Source organism: Cellulomonas endophytica, from assembly GCF_004123805.1.
GTDB lineage: Bacteria > Actinomycetota > Actinomycetes > Actinomycetales > Cellulomonadaceae > Cellulomonas > Cellulomonas endophytica.
Window position 1 is genome coordinate 1 of the sequence record NZ_RWJX01000012.1, and the last position, 12,666, is coordinate 12,666.

A 12,666-nucleotide genomic window follows, 5' to 3' on the forward strand; every position below is an offset into this window, starting at 1 on the left:
CGGTCGGGCGACCGGCACCGGCCGGGCGGCCCGCGCCGGTCGGGCGGCCCGCCGCCGTCGGACGGCCGGCACCCGCGGGACGGCCGGCGCCGGGTGCCGGACGGCCCCCGGGCGCGGCGGAGCGGCCCTCGCCCGAGGAGCGGTAGCCCTCGCCCGACGAGCGGTACCCGTCGCCGGAGGAGCGGTACCCGTCGCCGGAGGAGCGGTACCCGTCACCGGAGGAGCGCTGCCCGTCACCGGAGGAGCGCTGCCCGTCACCGGACGGGCGGTAGCCGTCGCCGGAGGGGCGTCCGCCGCCCGAGGGCCGGCCGGAGCCGCCGCCCGGGGGACGCCCGGCACCGCCGGACGGGCGGTAGCCGTCGCCCGACGAGCGGTAGCTGTCGCCCGACGAGCGGTAGCCGTCGCCCGACGGGCGGTAGCCGTCGCCGGGCGGGCGGCCGCCGCCGGTCCTGCCGTCACCCGGGGGCCGGCCGGTCCCCGGTCGGCCGCCACCGGAGGGGCGGCCCCCCGCCGACGGGCGACCAGCACCCGAGGGACGGCCCGCACCCGACGGACGACCGCCACCGCCACCCGGACGGCCCCCGCCCGACGCGCCGCCGGCGCCTCCGCGCGCTCCGCCGCCGCCACGGCCGCGGCCGCCCTGTCCCTGGCTCACTGTCGCCCACCGTCCTCGGGCGCCGTGGCGCCCGTCCTGTCGTCGTCCCTGTCGATGCCCGTGCCCACGACCGTGACCGTGGTCGTGGTCGTGCCCCTGCCCACGTCCGTGCCGAGATCCGTGCCGAGGTCCGTGCCGGTCCCCGTGCCCGCGTCGGTGCCCGCGCGGCCGCCGCCGGACCGGCCGGCGGGCCGCTGCTCCACGTCCTCGAGCTCGTCGAGCCCGGGGAGGTACGGCGCGAGGGGCGGCAGCTCGTCGAGCGAGCGCAGCCCGAGCCGCTCGAGGAAGTATCCCGTGGTCCCGTACAGGTGCGCACCACCCAGCGGGTCCTGGCCCACCTCCGCGACGAGACCGCGCGCCGTCAGCGTCCGCATGACGCCGTCGACGTTGACGCCGCGCACCGCCGACACCTGCCCGCGGGTGACGGGCTGGCGGTACGCCACGACCGCCAGGGTCTCCAGCGCGGCCTGGGACAGGCGGGCGGTCTGGCCCTCGAGCACGAACCGCCCCACCACGTCGCCGTAGGCGGCCGCGGAGTAGAGGCGCCAGCCGCCCCCGACCTGCCGTAGCTCGAAGCCCCGCGGCCGCCCGCCGTCCGCGCCGGCGTACTCGCGCGCGAGCCCCTCGAGCAGCGCCGTGACGCGGTCGAGCGGCAGCGCGAGCACCGTCGCGAGCCGCACCGCGGGCACGGGCTCGTCGGCGACGACGAGCACCGCCTCGAGCACCGCCGCCGCGCCGCCGGGCAGGTCGTCGACGTCGAAGGCCAGCTCGTCGACCGACGGCATCCCGTCGCTCGTCCCGTCGGGCGTCTGGTCAGGCGTCCCGTCGCGCGCGCCGTCGAGCGCCTCCTCGGACGGCTCGTGCGTCGCGTCGTCGGGCAGGTCCCCCACGGTCGTCCCCGTCATCGTGCCCTCCCCGGCGCGGGCTCGTCCGGCCCGCCCCGCACGTCCCGCGCCGCCGTGTCCCGCGCCGCCGCGTCCTCCAGCGCCTCGTCGTCCCCGTCGAAGTCCCCGCCCACGGCGACCTCCCCCTCCGCGCCGCCCGTCCACCGCACGGTCAGCTCGCCCAGCGCGGCGACCTGGTCGAACGCGACGACGCCCTCCCGGAAGAGCTCGAGCAGCGCGAGGAACCGCGCCACGACGAGGAGCGTGCCGTCCGCGTCCGCGGTGAGGTCCCGGAAGGTCGTCTGCCCCGTCCGGCGCAGCCGGTCGACGAGGATCCCCGCCTGCTCCCGGACGCTGACGGGCGGTGCGTGCAGGTGCGCGAGGTCGACCCGCGGCGGCGCAGGGCGCGGTGCCAGGGCCCGCGCGGCGATCTCCGCGAACCGCTCGGGGCCGATCGTCCACACGAGCTCGGGCAGCAGCGCGGACAGGTGCGGCTCGAGGGGCACGAGCCGGGGGTGCTGGCGGCCCTCGCGGGCGAACCGCTCGGCCAGGACGACCGCGAAGCGCTTGTAGGCGCGGTACTGCAGCAGCCGCGCGAAGAGCAGGTCGCGGGCCTCGAGCAGCTCGAGGTCCTCCGCGTCCTCCACGTCGCCCGACGGCAGCAGCCGCGCCGCCTTGAGGTCCAGCAGCGTGGCGGCGACGACGAGGAACTCGCTCGCCTGCCCCAGGTCCCACCCGCCGGCGGCCTCGCCGGCGCGGATGTGGGCGATGAACTCGTCCGTGACGCGGGCGAGCGCGACCTCCGTGATGTCGAGCTTGTGCTTGGCGATGAGGCCGAGCAGCAGGTCGAAGGGCCCGGAGAAGTTGTCGAGGTGGACGGCGAAGGGCACCGTCCCCGCCGGCGCGGGGACGGCCGGTGGCGGTGCGTCGGCGGTCGGCGCCCTAGGCGGCGTCGCCACGGGCGACGAGCTCGCGCGCGAGCTGCCGGTAGGCGGCGGCGCCGGGGTGGTTCGGCGCGTAGCTCGTGATGGGCTCCGCGGCCACCGTCGCGTCCGGGAACTTCACCGTCCGGCCGATGACCGTGTGCAGCAGCGTGTCGCCGAAGGCCTCGTGCACGCGGGCGACGACCTCGCGGGCGTGGAGCGTGCGGCCGTCGTACATCGTCGCGAGGATGCCGTCGACCTGCAGGCGCGGGTTGAGGCGGTCGCGGACCTTCTCGATCGTCTCGACGAGGAGCGCCACCCCGCGCAGCGCGAAGAACTCGCACTCGAGCGGGATGAGCACCCCGTGCGCGGCGGTCAGCGCGTTGACGGTGAGGAGCCCGAGGGACGGCTGGCAGTCGACGAGGACCACGTCGTAGTCGTCCATGACCGGGCGCAGCACCCGGGCCAGGACGGACTCGCGGGCGACCTCGCCGACGAGCTGCACCTCCGCCGCCGACAGGTCGATGTTGGCGGGCAGCAGGTCGAGGCCGTGCACGGGCGTGGGGCGGACGACCTCGCGGATGTCGAGGTTGCGCTCCATGAGCAGGTTGTAGACCGTGCGGTCCAGCTCGTGCGGGCTCGTGCCCAGGCCCACGGACGCGGCGCCCTGCGGGTCGAAGTCGACGACGAGCACGCGGCGGCCGTACTCCGCGAGCGAGGCCCCCAGGTTGATGGTGGTCGTCGTCTTGCCGACGCCGCCCTTCTGGTTGCACATGGCGATCACGCGCGCCGGGCCGTGCGAGGCCAGGGGCGCGGGGACGCCGAACTCCGGCAGGGGCCGGCCGACCACGTCGGTCGCCGACGGCCCGGGGATCCCCGGGAGGACCCCGTCCGTCCGACCCGTCCCGGTCGCCTGCTCGTCCACCTGCTCGCTCGTCCCCTGGCTCATGCCACTGCTCCGCCGGTCAGCACCGGGCCACGGTACCGGAGCCGCCGGACCGCCCGGCGACGCCGTGCCGCGGCGGCACGGCCGGGTCGCCGCACCCGGGTGACGGGCGGGCCCGCCGCCGGTGTCAGAGCGCGCGCGGGTGCGCGCCGGCGTAGACCTCGCGGAGCGTGTCCGGCGTCACGAGCGTGTACACCTGCGTCGTCGTGACGGAGGCGTGCCCGAGGAGCTCCTGCACCACGCGCACGTCGGCGCCGCCGGCGAGCAGGTGCGTCGCGAAGGAGTGCCGCAGGGTGTGCGGCGACAGGTGCGCGGTGCCGGCGAGCCCCGCGCGCTCCGCCGCCTGCCGCAGCGCCGCCCACGCGCTCTGCCGGCTGAGGCGTCCCCCGCGCAGGTTGAGCAGCAGGGCGGGGGTGCCGCGCCCGGCTCCCGCCAGCGCCGGACGCGCCCGCACGAGGTACGCCTCGACGGCCTCCGCCGCGAACGACCCCACGGGGACCACCCGGGTCTTGCCCCCCTTGCCGTGCAGGCGGACGGCGGCCCGCCCGGGGGTCGTGTCGAGGTCGTCGACGTCCAGGCCCACGGCCTCGGAGATGCGCGCGCCGGTGGCGTAGAGGAGCTCGAGCAGCGCGCGGTCGCGCAGCGCGGCGGGCCCGTCCCCCCTCCCGGCCGCGTCGAGGAGACGCTCGACGTCCTCGACGGGGATGGCCTTGGGCAGCCGCCGCGGCTGGGCCGGCGGCCGGACGTCGCGGGCGGCGTCCGCGCCGACGACGCCCTCGAGGAGCCAGAACCGGTGCCACCCCCGGACGGCGACGACCGCCCGCGCCGCGGACGACGCGGACAGCGCGGCGCGGCCGTCCTCGCCCGAGCGCAGCACCCGCACGTAGCCCGTGACGTCCGCCTCGGCCACCTCGCCCGGGTCCGTGCGGCCCGTCGCCGTGAGGTGCTCGGCGTAGCGCTGCAGGTCCCGACGGTAGGCGGCGAGCGTGTTCGTCGAGAGCCCGCGCTCCACGGCGAGGTGCGCGAGGTACTGCTCGAGGGCGGCGGCGAGCCCCGGGGCCACGGCGGGCGAGGCCTGCCCCTCGGCGGGCGCGTCGGCCGTGGGCGTCCTCGCGGCGGTCGGGCTCACGTCGGGCCGCGGTCCCGTCAGAAGGGCAGGAAGACGTCGACCGTCACGGCGACGGACAGGAGCGTGAGGTAGGTGATCGACGCGTGGAACACCGACATCTCGCGCAGCTTCGGGTGCTGCGGGTCCCGGGCGCGGCGCAGCAGGCCGAGGCACAGGCCGAGGAACCACGCGCCGAGCGCGAGCGCCACGACGGCGTAGACCCAGGTCATCCCCGCGACGGGGACGAGCAGGAGGCTGCAGGCGATCATCGCGACCGTGTGCGCCACCATCTCCCGCGCCACGCGGGTGTCGCCGGCGACGACGGGGAGCATCGGCACCCCGGCCGCCGCGTAGTCCCGCCGGAACTTCATCGACAGGGGCCAGTAGTGCGGCGGCGTCCAGAAGAAGACGACGCCGAACAGGAGCAGGGGCGCCCAGCCGACGCCGCCGGTGACCGCGGACCACCCGATGAGCACGGGCATGCAGCCCGCCGACCCGCCCCAGATGATGTTCTGCGAGGTCCGGCGCTTGAGGATCATCGTGTAGCCGACGACGTAGATGAGGATCGCGCCGGCGGTCAGGAGCGCCGAGGCGGGGTTGACCAGCAGCCACAGCCAGGCGAGCGAGACGACGCCCAGCACGAGCCCGAAGACGAGCGTCTCCCCCGGCGTCACGAGGCCCGTGACGGTCGGGCGGCGCTTCGTCCGGTGCATGACGCGGTCGATGTCGCGGTCGAGGTAGCAGTTGAGGACGTTGGCCGCGCCGGCCGCGGCGGCACCGCCGACGAGGGTCGCGAGCACGAGGCCGAGGGGCGGCAGCCCGCCCTGGGCCAGGACCATCGTCGGCAGGGTCGTCACGAGGAGCAGCTCGATGACCCGGGGCTTCGTCAGCGCGACGAACGCCCCGAGGCGCTGCCGGACGCGGGCGGCACCCGGCGCGGCGGCGGCCGCACGGGGCCCGTCCGCGCCGGGCCCGTCCGCCGGGGGCACCGCGGGCCCCGCCGACGCCGGGGCGCCCGCAGCGGTCTCCGGGACGGCCTCGGTCGAGAGAGGGCTGCGTGGTCGCACGCCGGGCGGCTCCGTTCCTCGTCGGGTGGCACCGCGGACGGTGCGGGCCCTGCGGCCCCTCGGACGTGCGGCGGCACGTCCCGTCGACGGGCGGGGCCGCGTGACGCGCGTGCGGTCCCCCGGCCCGTCGGGCCGCCGCCCATGGTACGCGTCCCCCCGACCGGGGAGCGGACGCCGGGACGTGGTGTCCCCTCAGGAGGGCTAGGGTCGAACCGGTACGTCCGGGACGCCCGGCGGCCGCTCCCCGGACCGCGTGCGCCGGACCCGACGTCGGTCCGCCGCCCCGCCGGCGAGCGCCCGCCGGCGCCCCTCCCCAGCAACGACAGTCGCCCGTCGACGCGGGCGGGAATGAGGTCACGTGAACGTGCAGGCCCCGCAGGCTCCGTCGGTCGGCTGGACCGACCTCGACCGCCGGGCGGTCGACACCGTCCGGGTCCTCGCCGCCGACGCGGTCGAGAAGGTCGGCAACGGCCACCCCGGCACCGCGATCAGCCTCGCGCCCGCCGCGTACCTGCTGTACCAGAGCGTCATGCGGCACGACCCGGCCGACCCGCACTGGACGGGCCGCGACCGGTTCGTCCTGTCCTGCGGGCACTCGAGCCTGACGCAGTACATCCAGCTCTACCTGGGCGGCTGGGGCCTGGAGCTCGAGGACCTCGAGGCGCTGCGCACGTGGGGCTCGAAGACCCCCGGCCACCCCGAGTTCAAGCACACCACGGGCGTGGAGATCACCACGGGCCCGCTGGGCCAGGGCCTGGCCTCCGCGGTCGGCTTCGCCATGGCCGCCCGGCGCGAGCGGGGCCTGCTCGACCCCGACGCGGCGCCGGGCACCAGTCCGTTCGACCACTTCGTCTACGTGCTCGCCTCCGACGGCGACCTCGAGGAGGGCGTGACCTCCGAGGCCTCGTCCATCGCCGGCACGCAGCAGCTGGGCAACCTCGTCGTGGTGTGGGACGACAACCGCATCTCCATCGAGGGCGACACCCAGATCGCCTTCAACGAGGACGTCACCGCCCGCTACGCCGCCTACGGCTGGCACGTCCAGACCGTCGACTGGATCAAGGGCGAGGACGGCTACACGGAGGACGTCGACGCGCTGTACGCGGCGATCGAGGCCGCGAAGGCCGTCACGGACCAGCCGTCGTTCATCCAGCTCCGCACGATCATCGCGTGGCCGTCGCCGAAGAAGCAGGGCACCCACGGCGCCCACGGCTCCAAGCTCGGCGGCGACGAGGTGCGCGGCCTCAAGGAGGTCCTCGGCTTCGACCCCGAGAAGTCCTTCGACGTCGACGCGGAGGTCATCGCGCACACGCGCGGGCTGTCGCAGCGCACCGCCGCGGCGAAGGCGGAGTGGCAGAAGGGCTACGACGCCTGGCGCGCGGCGAACCCCGAGCGCGCGGCGCTGCACGACCGCCTCGAGGCCGGCGCCCTCCCCGAGGGCTGGGCCGACGCGCTGCCGACCTTCCCCGCCGGCAAGGCCGTCGCCACCCGCCAGGCCTCCGGCGACGTGCTGTCCGCGCTCGCCCCGGTGCTGCCCGAGCTGTGGGGCGGCTCGGCCGACCTCGCCGGCTCGAACAACACGACGATGAAGGGCGAGCCGTCCTTCATCCCGGCCAAGTACTCCACGAAGGAGTTCTCGGGCGACGAGTACGGCCGCACGCTGCACTTCGGGATCCGCGAGCACGCGATGGGCTCGATCCTGTCGGGCATCCGCCTGCACGGGAACACGCGCCCCTACGGCGGCACGTTCTTCACGTTCTCGGACTACATGCGCGGGGCCGTGCGCCTGGCGGCGCTCATGGGCATCCCCGTCACGTACGTGTGGACGCACGACTCCATCGGCCTCGGCGAGGACGGCCCGACGCACCAGCCGGTCGAGCACCTCGCGGCCTGCCGCGCCATCCCCGGCCTGTCCATCGTCCGTCCGGCGGACGCCAACGAGACCGCGGCGGCCTGGAAGGCGACGCTCGAGCGCACGGACGGCCCCGTCGGCCTCGTGCTCACCCGGCAGAACGTGCCGACCTTCCCCCGCGGCGAGGACGGCTTCGCCACGACGGAGGGCGTCGCCCGCGGCGCGTACGTGCTGCTCGAGGCCTCGTCGGGCACGCCGGACGTGGTCCTGCTGGCGACGGGCTCCGAGGTGCAGCTCGCCGTGGAGGCCCGCACGACGCTCGAGGCGGCCGGTGTCGCCACCCGCGTCGTCTCGGTCCCGTGCCTCGAGTGGTTCGACGAGCAGGACCCGGCCTACCGTGAGTCCGTGCTCCCCTCCGCGGTGAAGGCGCGGGTCTCCGTCGAGGCCGGCCTGGCGCTGTCCTGGTACAAGCTGCTCGGGGACGCCGGCCGCGCCGTCTCCCTCGAGCACTTCGGCGCCTCCGCGGACTACGAGACGCTGTACCGCGAGTTCGGGATCACCGCGGAGGCCGTCGTCGCCGCCGCGCACGAGTCCCTCGCCGCGGCGCGCGGCACGTCCACGCCGCAGAACGACTCCGGCACGCCGGAGGACTCGGGCACGGGCGACCAGCAGGCCTGAGCGACGGCACCGGGACGGGGCCGCACCGGCCCCGTCCCGGTGCGGCCCCCACCGGGCGGCGCCCTCACGGACGCCCCCGCCGACGACGAGCAGCAGCCGCAGGACCCGAGGAGAGGACCCGTCATGACCGAGCAGAGCACCCCGCTGGAGCGACTGAAGGCCGAGGGGGTCGCCGTCTGGCTCGACGACCTGTCCCGGGAGCTGCTGCGCTCCGGCTCCCTCGCCGACCTCGTGGAGCACCACGGCGTCGTCGGCGTGACGACGAACCCGTCGATCTTCGCCTCCGCCCTCTCGAAGGGCGACGCCTACGACGAGCAGCTGCGCGAGCTCGCCGCCGAGGGCGTCGACGTGGAGGAGGCCGTCTTCCGCATCACGACGGACGACGTGCGCGAGGCGGCGGACGTGCTGCGCCCGCTCTACGACGCCACGGACGGCGTCGACGGCCGCGTGTCCATCGAGGTCGACCCGCGCCTGGCCCGCGACACGGAGGCCACCGTCGCATCGGCGAAGAGCCTGTGGGCCACCGTCGACCGCCCCAACGTCTTCATCAAGATCCCCGCCACGGTCGAGGGCCTGCCCGCCATCGCCGCGGTCCTCGCCGAGGGCATCAGCGTCAACGTCACGCTCATCTTCTCCCTCGAGCGCTACCGCGCCGTGCTCGACGCCTTCCTCGAGGGCCTCGAGGGCGCGAAGGCCCAGGGCATCGACCTGGCCCCGGTGGCCTCCGTCGCCTCCTTCTTCGTCTCCCGCGTCGACGCGGCGATCGACCCGAAGCTCGACGCGCTCGACTCCGAGGAGGCCCGTGCCCTGCGCGGCAAGGCCGCGATCGCCAACGCGCGCCTGGCCTACACCGTCTACGAGGAGGTCGTCGCCTCCGAGCGCTGGAAGGCCCTCGCGGCCGCCGGCGCGAAGCCGCAGCGTCCCCTCTGGGCGTCGACGGGCGTGAAGGACAAGGCCTACCCCGACACGCTCTACGTGGACGAGCTCGTCGTCGCCGGCACGGTCAACACGATGCCCGGCTCGACGCTGACGGCGACGGAGGACCACGGCGTCGTCGGCGGCGACACCGTCTCGGGCACCGGCGCGGCGTCGCAGGACGTCGTCGACCGCCTCGCGGCGCTCGGCATCTCGCTCGACGAGGTGACGGAGACGCTCGAGGTCGAGGGCCTGTCGAAGTTCGAGGACGCGTGGGAGCAGCTCCTCGGCACGGTCCGCGACGGCCTGCAGGGCGCCGGCGAGGCCGTGGCCTCCGGGGCCGCCCGGTGAGTCCGACCGCCGTCGGGCCCGGGGTCAACCCGCTCCGGGACCCCCGCGACCGCCGCCTCCCGCGCATCGCGGGGCCGTGCGGCCTCGTGATCTTCGGCGTGACGGGCGACCTCGCCCGCAAGAAGCTCATGCCGGCGGTGTACGACCTCACCAACCGCGGCCTCCTGCCGCCCGGGTTCGCGCTCACGGGCTTCGCCCGCCGCGACTGGGAGACCCAGGACTTCGCGCAGATCGTGCACGACTCCGTGAAGGAGCACGCCCGCACGCCGTTCCACGAGGCGACGTGGCGCCAGCTGTCCGAGGGCATCCGTTTCGTCCAGGGCTCCTTCGACGACGACGACGCGTTCGACCGCCTCGCCGACACGGTCCAGGAGCTCGACGTCCAGCGCGGCACGGGCGGCAACCACGCGTTCTACCTGTCGGTGCCCCCGGGCCAGTTCCCGATCGTGTGCAAGCAGCTCGCACGGTCGGGCCTCTCGCACCCCAGCGAGGACACGTGGCGCCGCGTCGTCATCGAGAAGCCCTTCGGGCACGACCTCCAGAGCGCCCAGGAGCTCAACGACGTCGTCTCGTCGGTCTTCCGTCCCGACGACGTGTTCCGGATCGACCACTACCTGGGCAAGGAGACGGTCCAGAACCTGCTCGCCATGCGGTTCGCGAACCAGCTCTTCGAGCCCATCTGGAACGCGAACCACGTCGACCACGTCCAGATCACGATGGCCGAGGACATCGGCATCGGCGGCCGCGCGGGCTACTACGACGGCATCGGGGCGGCGCGCGACGTCATCCAGAACCACCTGCTCCAGCTGCTCGCCCTCACCGCGATGGAGGAGCCCGTCTCCTTCAGCGCCCGAGCGCTGCAGGCCGAGAAGGTGAAGGTCCTGTCGGCCGTCCGCCTGCCGAAGGACCTCGACGCCCACACGGCCCGCGGGCAGTACGCCTCGGGGTGGCAGGGCGGGGAGCCCGTCGTCGGCTACCTGGAGGAGGAGGGCTTCGACCCGGACTCCACGACGGAGACCTACGCCGCGATCCGCGTCGACATCGACACGCGCCGCTGGGCCGGCGTGCCGTTCTACCTGCGGACGGGCAAGCGCCTGGGCCGCCGCGTCACGGAGATCGCGGTCGTCTTCAAGCGCGCCCCGCACCTGCCGTTCGAGCAGACGGCGACGGAGGAGCTCGGGCAGAACGCGCTCGTCATCCGTGTCCAGCCCGACGAGGGCGTCACGCTGCGCTTCGGCTCCAAGGTGCCCGGCACCGCGATGGAGGTGCGCGACGTCACGATGGACTTCGGGTACGGCCACTCCTTCACGGAGGCCTCCCCCGAGGCCTACGAGCGCCTGATCCTCGACGTGCTGCTCGGCGACCCGCCGCTGTTCCCGCGCCACGAGGAGGTCGAGCTGTCCTGGCGGATCCTCGACCCCATCACGGAGCACTGGGCGCGGTCGGGCACGAAGCCCGACGCGTACCGCGCCGGCACCTGGGGCCCGGCGTCCGCGGACGAGATGATGGCGCGCGACGGCCGTGCCTGGAGGAGACCGTGATCATCGACCTGCCGGGCACCACGACCCGGGCGATCAACAAGAAGCTCGTCGAGGTCCGCGAGGAGGGCGGCGCGATCGCGCTCGGCCGCGTCCTCACCCTCGTCATCGACGCCGGGCACCACGACGTCGAGGAGGCGATCCAGGCCGCGAACGAGGCGAGCCACGAGCACCCGTGCCGCGTCATCGTCATGGCCCGGGGGCAGGAGCCGCAGGAGGGCACCCTCGACGCCCAGATCCGCATCGGCGGCGACGCCGGGGCGAGCGAGGTCGTCGTGCTGCACCCCTCGGCCGCGGGCTCGGCCGACGACGACACGCTCGTCATGCCCCTGCTGCTGCCCGACGCGCCGATCGTCACCTGGTGGCCCTACGAGATGCCCGAGGACCCGGCGGCGCACCCGCTGGGCCGCATGGCGCAGCGCCGGATCACCGACTCGACCCGGTGCGCCGACCCGGGTGCCGCGCTGCGGCAGCTCGCGCGGGTGCACGTGGACGGCAACACGGACCTCGCCTGGGCCCGGACGACGCTCTGGCGCGGGCTCATCGCGGCCACGCTCGAGCAGCCCCCGTTCCAGACCGTCGACCGCGCCGTCGTCTCCGGCGAGAGCACCCACCCGTCCGTCGACCTCATGGCGGCCTGGCTCGCCGAGGCCCTCGAGTGTCCCGTCGACGTCGAGCGCAACCCGGACGCCCCGGCGATCACGCAGGTCCGGCTGCAGCGGGCCGCCGGGGACATCGTCCTCGACCGGCCCGACGGCAAGACGGCGGCGCTCATCCAGCCCGACCAGCCCGAGCACCGGATCGCGCTGCCGATCCGCCAGCTGCGGGAGTGCCTGGCCGAGGAGCTGCGCCGGCTGGACGCCGACGAGGTCTACGGCGAGGCGCTCACGGAGGGGCTCGCGCTCGTCGACGCCGGGGCGGCCTCGGGAGCGGGGGCCCGGTGACCCGTCCGCTCCGCGACGTCGTCGTCCACCCGGACGCCGACGTCCTCGCGCAGGCCACGGCGGCCCGGCTGCTCACGGCGCTGCTCGACGCGCAGTCGCACCACCGCCCCGTGCACGTGGTGCTCACGGGCGGCACCGTCGGGACGCGGACGCTGGCGGAGGTCGCGGCCAGCCCCGTGCGGGCGGCGGTCGACTGGACCGGCGTGCACCTGTGGTGGGGCGACGAGCGGTTCGTCCCCGCCGGGCACGCGGACCGCAACGACACCGGTGCCCGCGAGGCGCTCCTCGACCCGCTCGGCGACCTCCTGCCCGCGGCGAACGTGCACGCGGTGCCCGGCCCGGACGCCGTGGCGACCCCCGAGGACGCCGCCCGCGCCTACGCCGAGGAGCTCGCCGCCCACGCACCCGCCGGTGGCGCGCTGCCCGTGCTCGACGTGCTCCTGCTCGGCATGGGGCCGGACGGCCACGTGGCCTCGCTCTTCCCGGGGCACCCCGGCCTGGACGTGACGGGCCGGACCACCACGGGCGTCGAGGGCTCGCCCAAGCCGCCGCCGCTGCGGGTGTCGCTGACGTTCGAGGCGATCCGGTCCGCGCGCGAGGTGTGGGTCGTCGCGGCGGGCGCGGAGAAGGCCGACGCGGTCGCCGCGGCGCTCGGGGACGGCCCGGTCACGCAGGTGCCGGCGGCCGGGGCGCTCGGGCAGGAGCGCACGCTGTGGCTCGTCGACCTCGCGGCCGCGGGCACCGCGGTGCCGGCGCCGGCGGACGGCCTCCCCGCCTCCGCCTGACGCCGCACGCACGACGGCCC

General features: G+C 75.7%; 9 protein-coding genes and 1 pseudogene. 5 read left to right on the forward strand and 5 right to left on the reverse strand.

Annotated elements, in window-relative coordinates:
* Nucleotides 1-852: 852 nt before the first annotated feature.
* From scpB to EJA20_RS05465, 5 genes and pseudogenes are all read right to left on the reverse strand, one after another.
* Nucleotides 853-1,440: pseudogene (gene scpB, locus EJA20_RS05440) on the reverse strand (SMC-Scp complex subunit ScpB); the annotation flags it as partial.
* Between the two features lie 116 nt (nt 1,441-1,556).
* Complete coding sequence (locus EJA20_RS05445; RefSeq protein ID WP_129337154.1) at nt 1,557-2,498, reverse strand: segregation and condensation protein A; 942 nt, start codon at nt 2,496-2,498, stop codon at nt 1,557-1,559.
* Nucleotides 2,482-3,411: a ParA family protein gene (locus EJA20_RS05450; protein ID WP_240675077.1), complete on the reverse strand. Its 930-nt coding sequence runs from the start codon at nt 3,409-3,411 to the stop codon at nt 2,482-2,484. The genes EJA20_RS05445 and EJA20_RS05450 overlap by 17 nt, the downstream gene beginning before the upstream one ends.
* 124 nt (nt 3,412-3,535) lie before the next feature.
* On the reverse strand, nt 3,536-4,537 hold the full coding sequence (locus EJA20_RS05460) for a site-specific tyrosine recombinase XerD (protein WP_420836404.1): 1,002 nt from the start codon (nt 4,535-4,537) through the stop codon (nt 3,536-3,538).
* Nucleotides 4,538-4,554: 17 nt separating this feature from the next.
* Entirely contained in the window at nt 4,555-5,505 is a 951-nt protein-coding gene (locus EJA20_RS05465) for a heme o synthase (RefSeq protein ID WP_129337155.1), read from the reverse strand.
* A gap of 436 nt (nt 5,506-5,941) precedes the next feature.
* Here EJA20_RS05465 and tkt point away from each other — a divergent pair, with 436 nt between their 5' ends.
* The 5 genes from tkt to pgl all read left to right on the forward strand — a co-directional run bounded on the left by tkt (nt 5,942) and on the right by pgl (nt 12,646).
* Nucleotides 5,942-8,113: a transketolase gene (tkt, locus tag EJA20_RS05470; protein ID WP_129337156.1), complete on the forward strand. Its 2,172-nt coding sequence runs from the start codon at nt 5,942-5,944 to the stop codon at nt 8,111-8,113.
* Between the two features lie 123 nt (nt 8,114-8,236).
* Nucleotides 8,237-9,379 carry a transaldolase gene (gene tal, locus EJA20_RS05475; RefSeq protein WP_129337157.1) on the forward strand — a complete coding sequence of 381 codons (1,143 nt, stop codon included), beginning with the start codon at nt 8,237-8,239 and terminating at the stop codon, nt 9,377-9,379.
* Nucleotides 9,376-10,920, forward strand: a complete 1,545-nt coding sequence (zwf, locus tag EJA20_RS05480; RefSeq protein WP_129337158.1) for a glucose-6-phosphate dehydrogenase — start codon at nt 9,376-9,378, stop codon at nt 10,918-10,920. The genes tal and zwf overlap by 4 nt, the downstream gene beginning before the upstream one ends.
* Complete coding sequence (locus tag EJA20_RS05485; protein WP_129337159.1) at nt 10,917-11,861, forward strand: glucose-6-phosphate dehydrogenase assembly protein OpcA; 945 nt, start codon at nt 10,917-10,919, stop codon at nt 11,859-11,861. Before zwf ends, EJA20_RS05485 begins: the two co-directional genes overlap by 4 nt.
* On the forward strand, nt 11,858-12,646 hold the full coding sequence (gene pgl / locus EJA20_RS05490) for a 6-phosphogluconolactonase (protein ID WP_129337160.1): 789 nt from the start codon (nt 11,858-11,860) through the stop codon (nt 12,644-12,646). Before EJA20_RS05485 ends, pgl begins: the two co-directional genes overlap by 4 nt.
* Nucleotides 12,647-12,666 lie beyond the last annotated feature (20 nt).

Bases quoted from the DNA above. Each gene is read 5' to 3' on its own strand.
- tal (WP_129337157.1), top strand. From the start codon at position 8,237: ATGACCGAGCAGAGCACCCCGCTGGAGCGACTGAAGGCCGAGGGGGTC.
- EJA20_RS05450 (WP_240675077.1), bottom strand. From the start codon at position 3,411: ATGAGCCAGGGGACGAGCGAGCAGGTGGACGAGCAGGCGACCGGGACG.